This window comes from Bacillus sp. FJAT-44742, from assembly GCF_002797315.1.
Lineage (GTDB): Bacteria > Bacillota > Bacilli > Bacillales > Marinococcaceae > Thalassorhabdus > Thalassorhabdus alkalitolerans.
On sequence record NZ_KZ454936.1, the window covers coordinates 3,450,358 to 3,465,403 of the forward strand.

The following is a 15,046-nucleotide window of genomic DNA, read 5'->3' on the forward strand; positions in this document are numbered from 1 at the left end:
ATGGAAGAATGCGAGGAGTGACAATGATGAATGGAGCTTTTTCCCCGCTTCCTGCAAAAGAAAGCAGTCGATACGTCAAAGCGCAGAGCTTTTCTTTTCCAGAGGAGAAGTGGTTTCACACATATAAACATATGAGCAAAAATTTAGAATATCACGTGTTGCTTGAAAGTGGCCGAAGCGGCCGCTACAGCATTGCCGGGCTCTCTCCTTTTGCTTTATTAAGAGGAAAAGACGATCTATTTACCGTAGAAACAAAAGAGGGGAAAGCTGAAACCAAAGGAGATATCCTTGAGGAAATGAGGCGGTGGCTGGCACCATACCAAACTGAAAAACATCCGGACCTTCCCGATTTCCAGGGAGGAGCTATTGGTTTTTTTAGCTATGATCTTATCCGGCAGGTCGAGCTATTACCAGAGGATTCAAGCGATGATTTAAATACAGACGATTTTTATTTTTTAGTGTTTAACGATGTCTTTCTTTATGATCATCAAGAGAAAAAGCTATGGATTATCGTTCATTACCAAGAGAGTGAACAGAAGAAAGCAGAGGCCAAAATAGCAGATTATTATGCAAGCTGGTCTGCTCCTTATCCCTCCTGGGAATGGTCAAACAAAGAAGAGCAAGAGGAAACGTGGGAGGTTTCTCTAAATGAAGGTGAGTTCTCACAAGCTGTACGAAGGGTACAAGACTATATCAAAGCCGGTGACGTGTTTCAAGTAAATCTATCAGTGCGGCAGGCGAAGACTCTTCAAACGGACCCCCTTCACATTTATGAGAAGCTAAGAGAACTTAACCCGTCTCCGTATATGGCTTACATTCACACTCCGTATTTCCAGCTTGTGAGCGGATCACCGGAATTATTAGTAAAGAAGGATGGAGAGGAAGCAAGCACAAGACCGATTGCCGGGACGAGGTCAAGAGGGAAAACCAAGGAGCAAGATCTGGCCCTTGAAGAAGAGCTCCTCTATAATGAAAAAGAGCGGGCTGAGCACGTTATGCTCGTCGATTTGGAAAGAAACGATTTAGGAAGAGTGTGTAAATACGGGAGTGTCTACGTAGACGAACTCATGGTCATTGAACGATACTCCCATGTCATGCATATCGTTTCAAATGTAAAAGGAATACTTGCCGAAGACATAGATGTATATGATATGATAAGAGCAACCTTTCCAGGAGGAACAATTACAGGGGCTCCTAAGATTAGAACCATGGAAATCATTGAGGAGCTGGAGCCTGTCCGACGGGGAGTGTACACAGGATCTATAGGCTGGATTGGGTTTAACGGAGACATGGAAATGAATATTGTCATTCGAACCTTGCTTGCAAAGGAAGGGAAAGCCTATGTCCAGGCTGGAGCAGGTATTGTAATTGATTCGAATCCTGCGGCCGAGTACAAGGAATCCTTGAAAAAGGCAAAGGCCTTGTGGAAGGCAAAAGAGCTGAGTGAAGAAGAGGTATCAGGAAAACAGAGTAGAGCAGAGGAGGAACATTTATGATTTTAATGATTGATAATTACGATTCATTTACGTATAACCTTGTACAGTATCTGGGTGAAATGGGGGAGGAACTGGTTGTAAAAAGAAACGACCAGGTAACTCTTGAAGAGATAGAAGAATTAGCACCGGATTTCATTATGGTATCCCCGGGTCCTTGTACTCCCAACGAGGCGGGAATCAGCATGGAAGCGATCCGTCATTTTGCTGGCAAAATTCCTATTTTTGGAGTGTGTCTGGGTCACCAGTCGATTGCCCAGGTATTCGGCGGAAAAGTGATTCGTGCTGACCGTTTAATGCACGGGAAAACATCCGACATTTATCATGAGGATAAAGGAGTGAACAAGGGACTGCCACAACCTTTTACAGCAACTCGCTATCACTCGTTAATTGTGGAAAAAGAAAGTCTGCCTGACTGTTTTGAAATTACTTCTTCCACAAAAGAAGGGGAGATTATGGGTATCCGCCATAAAACACTGCCGGTGGAAGGGGTGCAATTTCACCCTGAATCCATAATGACAGGAGACGGAAAAACTCTTTTACGCAACTTTATTGAAACCCACCGGGCTGTACAAGGAGTATAAGATGTATATTCATATAAACGGAAAAATTATGAAGGCGGGCGAAGCTCGCCTTTCCCCTTTTGAACATGGATTTATGTACGGATTAGGGCTTTTTGAAACATTCAGGGTGTATGAGAATCACCCTTTTTTGTTAGATGATCATTTTAGGCGGCTGGAAGAAGGTCTAGCGATGATGAATATTCGGTGGACATACGAGCGGTCATCTGTAGAAGAAGAAATAAATCTTCTTCTTACCGCCAACAATCTTCAAAACGCTTATGTCAGATATAATATCTCAGCAGGAGAACAGGACCTAGGGCTGACAACAAGCCAGTATCACAACCCCACGAAAATTATCTACATGAAGCCTCTCACGCCTCCTGTTTCTTCTCTAACAAAAAAAGGAGTAATCCTTTCTACCTCCAGGAATACGCCAGAAGCTGATATTCGATTAAAGTCCCACCATTATTTCAACAGTATATTAGGAAAAAGAGAGCTTGGAGATCATCCAGGTGAAGAAGGCATCTTCCTGACCAGAGAAGGGTATATAGCAGAAGGAGTAGTTTCTAATATATTCTGGCTGAAACAGGGAACACTATATACGCCATCTGTAGATACTGGCATTTTAAACGGAATCACTCGACAATTCGTAATGACATTAGCCAGAAAGCTAGGCTATTACATTCGCACCGGAAGATTTTCATTGAATCATTTGTTAAGTGCAGACGCAGCATTCGTGACAAATTCGATCCAGGAAATTGTGCCTTTATCAGAAATAGATGAAAGAAAGTTTAAAAAGTCTGAGGATATCACACGGTTGAAAGCACACTATGCTTTGTTTCGTGAAAAATTATGGAGCCGGCAAGAAATCTAAACATGCAAGGAGGGACAACCAAAATGAAACATTCATTTGTTTCCTGGGGGAAATGGGAGCTGGATTTTACAGAAAAGACGTTTGTTATGGGTATTATTAACGCAACACCTGATTCCTTTTCCGACGGGGGAAGATACAATAATGTAGAAAAAGCGGTTAAAGGGGCTGTTGAGCTTGTAAGACAAGGTGCTGATATTATAGATGTAGGCGGGGAATCAACACGTCCTGGCAGCACAAAAGTAGAGGAGAAGGAAGAGCTGGAAAGAGTCATTCCTACAGTAAGAGAGATGGCAAAACATCTCACTGTTCCTATTTCAGTGGATACATATAAAGCAGAGGTGGCAAGGCAGGCGATTGAAGCAGGCGCCGCGATTATTAATGACGTATGGGGGGCAAAGGCTGAGTCTGACATGGCTCGTGTAGCCGCAGAGTACGACGTACCGATCATTTTAATGCATAACCGAACAAATACTGATTACGGTGATCTGCTTGAAGACATGATTAACGATGTACAGGAAAGCATTGATATTTGCCGCAGGGCCGGAGTGAAAGAAGACAAGATTATACTTGATCCAGGAATCGGTTTTGCTAAGACATATGAACAGAATCTAGAAGCAATGAGAAGAATGGATGAATTTACAGCACTTGGTTACCCGGTTCTTCTAGGAACTTCCAGAAAGTCACTTATTTCAAAAACACTTAACCTCCCGCCTTCTGAAAGGGTAGAAGGAACAGGAGCCACGGTTTGTCTAGGGATAGAAAAGGGATGCAATATTGTCAGGGTGCATGATGTGCTGGAGATGAGCAGAATGGCTACAATGATGGATGTGATGCTTGGAAAAAGGAAGGTGAGTTCTTTTGGATAAAATTTTTGTAAATGGGATGGAGTTTTACGCCTATCACGGGGTATTTGCGGAAGAAAACAAGTTGGGACAACGTTTTCGAGTGGATTTGACTCTTGAAGCAGATTTGCGCGAAGCAGCAGCCAGTGATGATTTAAAGAAAAGCGTAAATTATGGAGAAGCCTATCAGGTTGTAAAAGAAATTGTCGAAGGACAAACATATGATTTAGTGGAAACCATAGCCCAGGCAATTACTGATAAAGTACTGGCAGAGTTTTCGATTATTGAGAGGGTCACTGTTAAAGTGATTAAGCCTGACCCTCCAATACCCGGACATTATGATTACGTTGCCATTGAACTAACGAGGGAAAGATAAATGAATGAGGCTTATATCTCACTTGGCTCAAATATGGGGAACCGAGAGCAGTATTTGCGCGAAGCGGTTCACTTATTACAGCAAGTTCCAGGTGTAATCGTGGAAGAAAGTTCGTCTTTATATGAAACCGAACCGGTAGGTGTAACGGATCAGAAATCTTTTTTGAATATGGTTACTAAAATTCAAACAGAGCTTTCACCTGTGGAACTACTAGAAGCAACACAGGAAATTGAAAATAAATTACAGAGAGTAAGGGTTGTTCGGTGGGGCCCCCGCACAATAGACCTTGACATTTTACTCTACAATAAAGAAAATATTGAAATGAGTCACTTAAATATCCCACATCCCCGCATGATGGAAAGGGCTTTTGTATTAATACCGCTGCAAGAGCTTGCGCCTCACCTTGTCTTGCCGGGGTTTCATATAACGATAGACAAAGCGGTAGATCAGCTGTCAGATAAAGATAAAGAAGGTGTAAGCGCATGGAAAAGCAACATTGGGCAAGAAGAATTCGGGCATACCGAAAATTAAAAGGCTATACCCAGCAAAGCTTTGCTAATGAGCTTGGAGTATCTGTTTCTTTATTGGGAGATGTTGAGCGTGGAACGCGCATCCCCGATGAAGAATTTATAGAGAAGGTCACCGAGGCACTAGGGATTTCAAAAAACGAGCTTCAATCAGGTTGAAGCAAAACGAAGGTGAAAAATGCTTAACATAGGCAATTGAAATGAAGAATCGAGTGGTTCTTGCCCCGATGGCTGGTGTACGTCATCCGGCATCTCGTCCGACCGCCAAGGATTTTGGAATGGGTTTGGTATGCGCTGAAAGGGTGAGTGGCAAAGTCATCTTGCATAAGAACGAGAAATATCTTCAAACGCTTTGCGTAGATGAAAGAGAAAAGCTGCTGAGTCTCCAGATTTTCGGGGGGACTAAAGAAACGTTAACAACAGCCGCTAAGGTCGTTGATAAGCAGACGAACCCGGACATTATTGAATATGTGATGTCCGGTTCGAACAAAGTGTGATGCCGGCGCCAAGTGGCTTCTCGACCCAGCCAAAGTCTATGAGATGGTAACCGTACCGTTGACAAGCCAGTGGCAGTAAAAATGCCCAAGGGATGGGATGGGGGCCACATACATGCCGTAGAAAATACAAGAGCTATTGAAAGAGCAGTCGGACAAGCGGGTATCCCTTCATGGACGAACGAGAGTGCAAATGTATGAAGGGACTGCAAATTGGGATATCATTAAGGAAGTAAAAGATCACTTGCTTACAAGAGAAGAACTTTCCAATGTTCTTTACAACTACGTAGAAGAAGTGGAAGCGAGAGAAGCTGAAAAAGTTTCTGCCCGCTAAAAAGTGCTTGGTTGTGCACGCACCCTTCTTTAAACTGTAACTAGAGGTCTCCCTCCAAAGCGTCTTCCTTCCGTCCTTCTTTAAGGAGTTTTAGACGAAAGGAGCTAAAGCAGGGCTCCCTCTTTTTTTACATACTTTACTTAGGTTCCAATAGAGTTGAAAAATGATGTATCGAAAATAAGCAGGATCGGGAGTTGATGATATGAGCGAAGAGCTTGAATATAATGACCAGATGAGTGTACGAAGAGATAAGTTGAAAGCAATGCAAGAAGAGGGACAAGATCCATTTGGAGGCCGCTTTGAAAGAACTCATACTGCAGAGTCCATGAAAAAAGAGTTCGATCAATATACTAAGGATGAGCTTTCAGAAAAAGAAAGTCATGTCACTTTAGCCGGACGAATTATGACAAAGCGCGGGAAAGGGAAAGCAGGTTTTGCCCATATTCAGGATCTTACCGGTCAGGTTCAGATCTACGTCAGAAAGGATCAAGTAGGCGAGGAACAATACGAAATATTCCAAAGCGCGGATATTGGCGATATTGTAGGTGTTGAAGGATCGGCTTTTAAAACAAAAGTTGGAGAGCTTTCAATCAAAGTGAGCGATTTCACCTTTTTATCTAAATCTCTTCGTCCTCTTCCAGATAAGTTTCACGGTTTAAAGGATGTAGAACAAAGATATCGTCAACGCTATCTTGATTTAATTGTGAACCCTGAAGTGCGCGACACATTTGTGACTAGAAGTAAAATCCTTCAATCCATGCGTCGGTACCTTGATGAAAATGGCTACTTGGAAGTGGAAACCCCTATGATGCATTCAATCCCCGGTGGTGCATCCGCTCGTCCTTTTGTCACTCATCATAATGCCTTAGATATGGAGCTTTACATGCGAATCGCGATAGAGCTTCATCTAAAAAGACTCATTGTTGGTGGGATGGAAAAGGTGTATGAAATCGGGCGAGTGTTCCGAAATGAAGGAGTTTCCACTCGTCACAATCCTGAATTCACTATGATTGAATTGTATGAAGCGTATGCAGACTACAAAGATATAATGAAATTAACGGAGAACGTGATCGCTCATATAGCACAGGAAGTGATCGGGTCAACGAAAATTACCTATGGGGACTATGACGTAGATTTGACACCGGAGTGGAAAAGGCTTCATATGGTAGATGCAATTAAAGAATATACTGGTGTCGATTTTTGGCAAGATATGAGTGATGAAGAAGCAAGAGCTCTTGCAAAAGAGCATAAGGTACCTGTCAAAGAGACAATGAGCTTTGGGCATGTCGTTAACGAGTTTTTTGAACACTTCGTAGAAGAGAAACTTATTCAGCCGACGTTTGTGTATGGACACCCCGTTGCTATTTCTCCCCTTGCCAAAAAGAATCCAGAGGATCCTAGATTTACGGATCGCTTTGAGCTGTTCATTGTAGGGAGAGAACATGCAAACGCCTTTACTGAATTAAACGATCCGATAGACCAGCGGGAACGTTTCGAAGCACAAGTGAAGGAACGGGAGCAAGGAGATGATGAAGCACACATGATGGATGAAGATTTTCTGGAGTCTCTTGAATATGGTCTTCCGCCGACCGGTGGATTAGGCATAGGAATTGACCGGCTCGTTATGCTGTTAACGGATTCTCCATCTATTCGTGACGTTTTGCTTTTCCCGCAAATGAGGCACCAAGAATAATAACCAAATATAATAACAAAAAACACCTGCAGAAAAGGCAGGTGTTTTTTGTAACTAATGCAAGGGTAATGGTTAGGAAAAAGAACTATCCTTTTCAGAGAGGTTTCGTTATCATTATACATGACATTAAAAAAAGTTAGTAAAGGTGTTGCATTTCTTTTTAGATGATGATATATTATTTCTTGTCGCCAAAAAGCGATGAGGAAACAAACAAATAAAATTGACGCAGTTATTATACTACGTTAATACAGCTTCTGGTCAGTCATTTTCTTTTTATAGGTATTGACACTTTAGCCAGAACTTGTTACTATAACATTCCTGCTTCAAAAAATGCTCGAAAAAAACTTTAAAAAGTTGTTGACTTGTTATTAACGAGAGTGTTATGATAATAAAGTCGCAAAAAGAGCGGCAGGAAAAAGTTGTCCTTTGAAAATCGAATGAAAGTCAAACGTCAGTTAATTTCTATTAAAGTAAGTTAAGTTAGTTTCAAACATCTTCATTTTATCGGAGAGTTTGATCCTGGCTCAGGACGAACGCTGGCGGCGTGCCTAATACATGCAAGTCGAGCGCAGGAAACAAGCTGCGCCCTTCGGGGCAAAGCTTGTGGAATGAGCGGCGGACGGGTGAGTAACACGTGGGCAACCTGCCTTACAGACTGGGATAACCCCGGGAAACCGGGGCTAATACCGGATAATCAAGAAGATCACATGATTTTCTTGTAAAAGTTGGGATTTATCCTAACACTATGAGATGGGCCCGCGGCGCATTAGCTAGTTGGTGAGGTAACGGCTCACCAAGGCGACGATGCGTAGCCGACCTGAGAGGGTGATCGGCCACACTGGGACTGAGACACGGCCCAGACTCCTACGGGAGGCAGCAGTAGGGAATCATCCGCAATGGGCGAAAGCCTGACGGTGCAACGCCGCGTGAGTGAAGAAGGTTTTCGGATCGTAAAGCTCTGTTGTCAGGGAAGAACAAGTGCCGTGCGAATAGAGCGGCACCTTGACGGTACCTGACCAGAAAGCCCCGGCTAACTACGTGCCAGCAGCCGCGGTAATACGTAGGGGGCAAGCGTTGTCCGGAATTATTGGGCGTAAAGCGCGCGCAGGCGGTTTCCTAAGTCTGATGTGAAAGCCCACGGCTCAACCGTGGAGGGTCATTGGAAACTGGGGAACTTGAGTGCAGAAGAGGAGAGTGGAATTCCACGTGTAGCGGTGAAATGCGTAGATATGTGGAGGAACACCAGTGGCGAAGGCGACTCTCTGGTCTGTTACTGACGCTGAGGTGCGAAAGCGTGGGGAGCAAACAGGATTAGATACCCTGGTAGTCCACGCCGTAAACGTTGAGTGCTAGGTGTCAGGGGTTTCGATGCCCTTGGTGCCGAAGTAAACACATTAAGCACTCCGCCTGGGGAGTACGACCGCAAGGTTGAAACTCAAAGGAATTGACGGGGGCCCGCACAAGCGGTGGAGCATGTGGTTTAATTCGAAGCAACGCGAAGAACCTTACCAGGTCTTGACATCCTCTGACCGCCCTAGAGATAGGGTCTTCCCCTTCGGGGGACAGAGTGACAGGTGGTGCATGGTTGTCGTCAGCTCGTGTCGTGAGATGTTGGGTTAAGTCCCGCAACGAGCGCAACCCTTGACCTTAGTTGCCAGCATTCAGTTGGGCACTCTAAGGTGACTGCCGGTGACAAACCGGAGGAAGGTGGGGATGACGTCAAATCATCATGCCCCTTATGACCTGGGCTACACACGTGCTACAATGGATGGTACAGAGGGTTGCGAGACCGCGAGGTTTAGCCAATCCCAAAAAGCCATTCTCAGTTCGGATTGCAGGCTGCAACTCGCCTGCATGAAGCCGGAATCGCTAGTAATCGCGGATCAGCATGCCGCGGTGAATACGTTCCCGGGCCTTGTACACACCGCCCGTCACACCACGAGAGCTTGCAACACCCGAAGTCGGTGAGGTAACCTTTTAGGAGCCAGCCGCCGAAGGTGGGGCAGGTGATTGGGGTGAAGTCGTAACAAGGTATCCCTACCGGAAGGTGGGGATGGATCACCTCCTTTCTACGGAGTAATTTTTTCCGAATCGACGACCGGGACCTTCGGGTCCTGGCCGGACGTTTTGACTTTCATTCGGTTTTGAGAGGATAACTCTCAAGGCACACTCTCCCTTATTATAAGGAAGACGAGGATAAGGATCTTCGGCACCATTCGTCACGTCCTGTGACGGTACCGAAGTTTGCACATCCTGTGCTTCGTTCTTTGAAAACTGGATAACAGAAGAAATAGAGCCAAAAATCACACCGGAGTTTCATGAAAGTGGAACTTTCGAGGCGTGACTTAGAAACAAACCACCTAATAGGTTAAGTTAGAAAGGGCGCACGGTGGATGCCTTGGCACTAGGAGCCGAAGAAGGACGCGACGAACAGCGAAATGCTCCGGGGAGCTGTAAGTAAGCTTTGATCCGGAGATATCCGAATGGGGGAACCCCCTATCCGTAATGGGATAGGATCTGCACCTGAATCCATAGGGTGTAAGAAGGCAGACCTGGGGAACTGAAACATCTTAGTACCCAGAGGAAGAGAAAGCAAATGCGATTTCCTGAGTAGCGGCGAGCGAAACGGAAACAGCCCAAACCAGGGTGCTTGCACCCTGGGGTTGTAGGACACTCCATTGGAGTTACAAAGAAACGAAGTAGGCGAAGCGGTCTGGAACGACCTGCGAGACAAGGTAAGAGCCCTGTAGCCGAAACTTCGTTTCCTCCGGAGTGGATCCTGAGTACGGCGGGGCACGTGAAACCCCGTCGGAATCCGGGAGGACCATCTCCCAAGGCTAAATACTCCCTAGTGACCGATAGTGAACCAGTACCGTGAGGGAAAGGTGAAAAGCACCCCGGAAGGGGAGTGAAAGAGATCCTGAAACCGTGTGCTTACAAGTAGTCGGAGCCCGTTAATGGGTGACGGCGTGCCTTTTGTAGAATGAACCGGCGAGTTACGATCCCGTGCAAGGTTAAGCTGAAGAGGCGGAGCCGCAGCGAAAGCGAGTCTGAACAGGGCGCCATAGTACGTGGTCGTAGACCCGAAACCGTGTGATCTACCCATGTCCAGGGTGAAGACAGGGTAACACCTGTTGGAGGCCCGAACCCACGCAAGTTGAAAATTGCGGGGATGAGGTGTGGGTAGCGGTGAAATGCCAATCGAACTCGGAGATAGCTGGTTCTCCCCGAAATAGCTTTAGGGCTAGCCTCGAGTTAGAGTCCTGGAGGTAGAGCACTGATTGGACTAGGGGTCCCTACAGGATTACCGAATTCAGTCAAACTCCGAATGCCAGAGACTTATTTCTCGGGAGTCAGACTGCGAGTGCTAAGATCCGTAGTCAAGAGGGAAACAGCCCAGATCACCAGCTAAGGTCCCCAAGTATACGTTAAGTGGAAAAGGATGTGGAGTTGCTTAGACAACTAGGATGTTGGCTTAGAAGCAGCCATCATTGAAAGAGTGCGTAATAGCTCACTAGTCGAGTGACTCTGCGCCGAAAATGTACCGGGGCTAAACGTATCACCGAAGCTGTGAATGAACACCATCAGGTGTTCGTGGTAGGGGAGCGTTCAAAGGGCTGAGAAGCTGGATCGTGAGGACCAGTGGAGCGCTTTGAAGTGAGAATGCCGGTATGAGTAACGAAAAGAAGGGTGAGAATCCCTTCCGTCGAAAACCTAAGGTTTCCTGAGGAAGGTTCGTCCGCTCAGGGTTAGTCGGGTCCTAAGCCGAGGCTGAAAAGCGTAGGCGATGGGAAACAGGTTGAAATTCCTGTACCACCTCCTCACCATTTGAGTAATGGGGGGACGCAGAAAGGTAGGGTAAGCGCGCTGTTGGATATGCGCGTCCAAGCAGGTAGGCTGAGAAGCAGGCAAATCCGCTTCTTGTAAGGCTGAGCTGTGATGGCGAGGGAAATCATAGTACCGAAGTTCCTGATCCTACACTGCCAAGAAAAGCCTCTAGCGAGGTGAGAGGTGCCCGTACCGCAAACCGACACAGGTAGGTGGGATGAGAATTCTAAGACGCTCGGGAGAACTCTCGTTAAGGAACTCGGCAAAATGACCCCGTAACTTCGGGAGAAGGGGTGCTCTCTAGGGTGTTAAAGCCCCGGAGAGCCGCAGTGAAAAGGCCCAAGCGACTGTTTATCAAAAACACAGGTCTCTGCGAAGCCGCAAGGCGAAGTATAGGGGCTGACACCTGCCCGGTGCTGGAAGGTTAAGAGGAGAGGTTATCCCCTTCGGGGAGAAGCTTCGAATTGAAGCCCCAGTAAACGGCGGCCGTAACTATAACGGTCCTAAGGTAGCGAAATTCCTTGTCGGGTAAGTTCCGACCCGCACGAAAGGTGCAACGACTTGGGCACTGTCTCAACGAGAGACCCGGTGAAATTATATTACCTGTGAAGATGCAGGTTACCCGCGACAGGACGGAAAGACCCCATGGAGCTTTACTGTAGCTTGATATTGGATTTTGGTACAGCTTGTACAGGATAGGTAGGAGCCTTGGAAACCGGACCGCCAGGTTCGGTGGAGGCGCTGGTGGGATACTACCCTGGCTGTACTGAAATTCTAACCTCGGACCGTGATCCGGTTCAGGGACAGTGTCAGGTGGGCAGTTTGACTGGGGCGGTCGCCTCCTAAACAGTAACGGAGGCGCCCAAAGGTTCCCTCAGAATGGTTGGAAATCATTCGAAGAGTGCAAAGGCAAAAGGGAGCTTGACTGCGAGACCTACAAGTCGAGCAGGGACGAAAGTCGGGCTTAGTGATCCGGCGGTACCGTATGGAAGGGCCGTCGCTCAACGGATAAAAGCTACCCTGGGGATAACAGGCTAATCTCTCCCAAGAGTTCACATCGACGGGGAGGTTTGGCACCTCGATGTCGGCTCGTCGCATCCTGGGGCTGAAGTAGGTCCCAAGGGTTGGGCTGTTCGCCCATTAAAGCGGCACGCGAGCTGGGTTCAGAACGTCGTGAGACAGTTCGGTCCCTATCCGTCGCGGGCGCAGGAAATTTGAGAGGAGCTGTCCTTAGTACGAGAGGACCGGGATGGACACACCGCTGGTGTACCAGTTGTTCCGCCAGGAGCATAGCTGGGTAGCTACGTGTGGACGGGATAAGTGCTGAAAGCATCTAAGCATGAAGCCCCCCTCAAGATGAGATTTCCCATAGCGCCAAGCTAGTAAGACCCCTTGAAGATGACAAGGTTGATAGGTCTGAGGTGGACGCGTGGCGACACGTGAAGCTGACAGATACTAATCGGTCGAGGGCTTATCCTAACACAATTAGGTGGGCGCCTCGGTGATACACTCTATTTCTTCTCTGTTATTCAGTTTTGAGAGAACGATGTTCTCTACATGTCTGGTGGCGATAGCGAAGAGGTCACACCCGTTCCCATGCCGAACACGGAAGTTAAGCTCTTCAGCGCCGATGATAATTGGGGGGCAACTCCCTGTGAAAGTAGGACGTTGCCAGGCGTACTCTAGGAGGATTAGCTCAGCTGGGAGAGCACCTGCCTTACAAGCAGGGGGTCGGCGGTTCGATCCCGTCATCCTCCACCATATCCTGCCGGTCTAGCTCAATTGGTAGAGCAACTGACTTGTAATCAGTAGGTTGGGGGTTCAAGTCCTCTGGCCGGCACCATTATTTGCCTTCTACACTGAAGGTTTTTATATGCCATAATGTTGTGAGCCATTAGCTCAGTTGGTAGAGCATCTGACTTTTAATCAGAGGGTCGGAGGTTCGAATCCTCCATGGCTCACCATTTAATTTGACATTTAACAGAATAACATTGCGGAAGTAGTTCAGTGGTAGAACACCACCTTGCCAAGGTGGGGGTCGCGGGTTCGAATCCCGTCTTCCGCTCCATAAGCGCCCGTAGCTCAATTGGATAGAGCGTCTGACTACGGATCAGAAGGTTAGGGGTTCGACTCCTCTCGGGCGCGCCATTTTTTTGGGGCCTTAGCTCAGCTGGGAGAGCGCCTGCCTTGCACGCAGGAGGTCAGCGGTTCGATCCCGCTAGGCTCCACCAAATAATTATTAAAAAAGTTATTGACACAGAAATGATAACTTGATATTATAATTGTTGTCGCTTTACAAAAAGTAAAGTTGTCCTTTGAAAATCGAATGAAAGTCAAACGTCAGTTAATTTCTATTAAAGTAAGTTAAGTTAGTTTCAAACATCTTCATTTTATCGGAGAGTTTGATCCTGGCTCAGGACGAACGCTGGCGGCGTGCCTAATACATGCAAGTCGAGCGCAGGAAGCAAGCTGCGCCCTTCGGGGCAAAGCTTGTGGAATGAGCGGCGGACGGGAGAGTAACACGTGGGCAACCTGCCTTACAGACTGGGATAACCCCGGGAAACCGGGGCTAATACCGGATAATCAAGAAGATCACATGATCTTCTTGTAAAGGTGGGGATTTATCCTAACACTGTGAGATGGGCCCGCGGCGCATTAGCTAGTTGGTGAGGTAATGGCTCACCAAGGCGACGATGCGTAGCCGACCTGAGAGGGTGATCGGCCACACTGGGACTGAGACACGGCCCAGACTCCTACGGGAGGCAGCAGTAGGGAATCATCCGCAATGGGCGAAAGCCTGACGGTGCAACGCCGCGTGAGTGAAGAAGGTTTTCGGATCGTAAAGCTCTGTTGTCAGGGAAGAACAAGTGCCGTGCGAATAGAGCGGCACCTTGACGGTACCTGCCCAGAAAGCCCCGGCTAACTCCGTGCCCGCAGCCGCGGTAATACGTAGGGGGCAAGCGTTGTCCGGAATTATTGGGCGTAAAGCGCGCGCAGGCGGTTTCCTAAGTCTGATGTGAAAGCCCACGGCTCAACCGTGGAGGGTCATTGGAAACTGGGGAACTTGAGTGCAGAAGAGGAGAGTGGAATTCCACGTGTAGCGGTGAAATGCGTAGATATGTGGAGGAACACCAGTGGCGAAGGCGACTCTCTGGTCTGTTACTGACGCTGAGGTGCGAAAGCGTGGGGAGCAAACAGGATTAGATACCCTGGTAGTCCACGCCGTAAACGTTGAGTGCTAGGTGTCAGGGGTTTCGATGCCCTTGGTGCCGAAGTACACACATTAAGCACTCCGCCTGGGGAGTACGACCGCAAGGTTGAAGCTCAAAGGAATTGACGGGGGCCCGCACAAGCGGCGGAGCATGTGGGTTAATTCGAAGCAACGCGAAGAACCTTACCAGGTCTTGACAGCCTCTGACCGCCCTAGAGATAGGGTCTTCCCCTTCGGGGGACAGAGTGACAGGTGGTGCATGGTTGTCGTCAGCTCGTGTCGTGAGATGTTGGGTTAAGTCCCGCAACGAGCGCAACCCTTGACCTTAGTTGCCAGCATTCAGTTGGGCACTCTAAGGTGACTGCCGGTGACAAACCGGAGGAAGGTGGGGATGACGTCAAATCATCATGCCCCTTATGACCTGGGCTACACACGTGCTACAATGGATGGTACAGAGGGTTGCGAGACCGCGAGGTTTAGCCAATCCCAAAAAGCCATTCTCAGTTCGGATTGCAGGCTGCAACTCGCCTGCATGAAGCCGGAATCGCTAGTAATCGCGGATCAGCATGCCGCGGTGAATACGTTCCCGGGCCTTGGACACACCGCCCGTCACACCACGAGAGCTTGCAACACCCGAAGTCGGTGAGGTAACCTTTTAGGAGCCAGCCGCCGAAGGTGGGGCAGGTGATTGGGGTGAAGTCGTAACAAGGTATCCCTACCGGAAGGTGGGGATGGATCACCTCCTTTCTACGGAGTAATTTTTTCCGAATCGACGACCGGGACCTTCGGGTCCTGGCCGGACGTTTTGACT

8 protein-coding genes, 6 tRNA genes, 4 rRNA genes and 1 pseudogene are annotated in these 15,046 nt (G+C 47.7%); all 19 read left to right on the forward strand.

The genetic code is table 11. The annotated features are described in order from the left end of the window. Nucleotides 1-26 precede the first annotated feature (26 nt). On the forward strand, nt 27-1,496 hold the full coding sequence (gene pabB / locus CEF17_RS16970; RefSeq protein WP_100400561.1) for an aminodeoxychorismate synthase, component I: 1,470 nt from the start codon (nt 27-29) through the stop codon (nt 1,494-1,496). Next, a complete protein-coding gene (gene pabA, locus CEF17_RS16975) occupies nt 1,493-2,077 on the forward strand; it encodes an aminodeoxychorismate/anthranilate synthase component II (RefSeq protein ID WP_054637360.1) in 585 nt (194 codons plus the stop codon). The genes pabB and pabA overlap by 4 nt, the downstream gene beginning before the upstream one ends. A gap of 1 nt (nt 2,078) precedes the next feature. Further along, the gene (gene pabC, locus CEF17_RS16980) at nt 2,079-2,930 is read left to right on the forward strand and encodes an aminodeoxychorismate lyase (RefSeq protein WP_100400562.1); all 852 of its coding nucleotides are present in this window, start codon (nt 2,079-2,081) and stop codon (nt 2,928-2,930) included. 23 nt (nt 2,931-2,953) lie between these two features. Next, nucleotides 2,954-3,796: a dihydropteroate synthase gene (gene folP, locus CEF17_RS16985; RefSeq protein WP_100400563.1), complete on the forward strand. Its 843-nt coding sequence runs from the start codon at nt 2,954-2,956 to the stop codon at nt 3,794-3,796. Continuing rightward, entirely contained in the window at nt 3,789-4,148 is a 360-nt protein-coding gene (gene folB / locus CEF17_RS16990; protein ID WP_100400564.1) for a dihydroneopterin aldolase, read from the forward strand. The genes folP and folB overlap by 8 nt, the downstream gene beginning before the upstream one ends. Then, nucleotides 4,149-4,679, forward strand: a complete 531-nt coding sequence (gene folK, locus CEF17_RS16995) for a 2-amino-4-hydroxy-6-hydroxymethyldihydropteridine diphosphokinase (protein ID WP_100400565.1) — start codon at nt 4,149-4,151, stop codon at nt 4,677-4,679. Then, nucleotides 4,631-4,834 (forward strand): helix-turn-helix domain-containing protein, encoded by a 204-nt coding sequence (locus tag CEF17_RS17000; RefSeq protein WP_100400566.1) that lies wholly within the window; start codon nt 4,631-4,633, stop codon nt 4,832-4,834. Before folK ends, CEF17_RS17000 begins: the two co-directional genes overlap by 49 nt. A gap of 41 nt (nt 4,835-4,875) precedes the next feature. Continuing rightward, nucleotides 4,876-5,416: pseudogene (locus CEF17_RS17005) on the forward strand (tRNA-dihydrouridine synthase); the annotation flags it as partial. A gap of 289 nt (nt 5,417-5,705) precedes the next feature. After that, entirely contained in the window at nt 5,706-7,196 is a 1,491-nt protein-coding gene (lysS, locus tag CEF17_RS17010; RefSeq protein WP_100400567.1) for a lysine--tRNA ligase, read from the forward strand. A gap of 501 nt (nt 7,197-7,697) precedes the next feature. Beyond that, a 16S ribosomal RNA gene (locus CEF17_RS17015) occupies nt 7,698-9,265 on the forward strand. Between the two features lie 297 nt (nt 9,266-9,562). Continuing rightward, nucleotides 9,563-12,503 (forward strand): 23S ribosomal RNA (locus CEF17_RS17020). A gap of 81 nt (nt 12,504-12,584) precedes the next feature. Continuing rightward, nucleotides 12,585-12,701, forward strand: a 5S ribosomal RNA gene (gene rrf, locus CEF17_RS17025). Nucleotides 12,702-12,709: 8 nt separating this feature from the next. Then, a tRNA-Val gene (locus tag CEF17_RS17030) sits at nt 12,710-12,785 on the forward strand. A 6-nt stretch (nt 12,786-12,791) separates the two neighbouring features. Then, nucleotides 12,792-12,867, forward strand: a tRNA-Thr gene (locus CEF17_RS17035). Between the two features lie 45 nt (nt 12,868-12,912). Then, nucleotides 12,913-12,988 (forward strand) — tRNA-Lys (locus CEF17_RS17040). Nucleotides 12,989-13,017: 29 nt separating this feature from the next. Beyond that, nucleotides 13,018-13,092: transfer RNA gene (locus CEF17_RS17045), tRNA-Gly, on the forward strand. A 3-nt stretch (nt 13,093-13,095) separates the two neighbouring features. Further along, nucleotides 13,096-13,172 (forward strand) — tRNA-Arg (locus CEF17_RS17050). A 7-nt stretch (nt 13,173-13,179) separates the two neighbouring features. Beyond that, nucleotides 13,180-13,255: transfer RNA gene (locus CEF17_RS17055), tRNA-Ala, on the forward strand. A 159-nt stretch (nt 13,256-13,414) separates the two neighbouring features. Beyond that, nucleotides 13,415-14,982: ribosomal RNA gene (locus tag CEF17_RS17060) — 16S ribosomal RNA — on the forward strand. The 16S, 23S and 5S rRNA genes sit together here with 6 tRNA genes alongside, the layout of an rRNA operon. Nucleotides 14,983-15,046: the final 64 nt, after the last annotated feature.

What these genes read in the sequence shown, in the direction of transcription:
- pabB (WP_100400561.1), top strand. Translation starts at nt 27, where the DNA reads ATGAATGGAGCTTTTTCCCCGCTTCCTGCAAAAGAAAGCAGTCGATAC.
- pabA (WP_054637360.1), top strand. Translation starts at nt 1,493, where the DNA reads ATGATTTTAATGATTGATAATTACGATTCATTTACGTATAACCTTGTA.
- pabC (WP_100400562.1), top strand. Translation starts at nt 2,079, where the DNA reads ATGTATATTCATATAAACGGAAAAATTATGAAGGCGGGCGAAGCTCGC.
- folP (WP_100400563.1), top strand. Translation starts at nt 2,954, where the DNA reads ATGAAACATTCATTTGTTTCCTGGGGGAAATGGGAGCTGGATTTTACA.
- folK (WP_100400565.1), top strand. Translation starts at nt 4,149, where the DNA reads ATGAATGAGGCTTATATCTCACTTGGCTCAAATATGGGGAACCGAGAG.
- CEF17_RS17000 (WP_100400566.1), top strand. Translation starts at nt 4,631, where the DNA reads ATGGAAAAGCAACATTGGGCAAGAAGAATTCGGGCATACCGAAAATTA.
- lysS (WP_100400567.1), top strand. Translation starts at nt 5,706, where the DNA reads ATGAGCGAAGAGCTTGAATATAATGACCAGATGAGTGTACGAAGAGAT.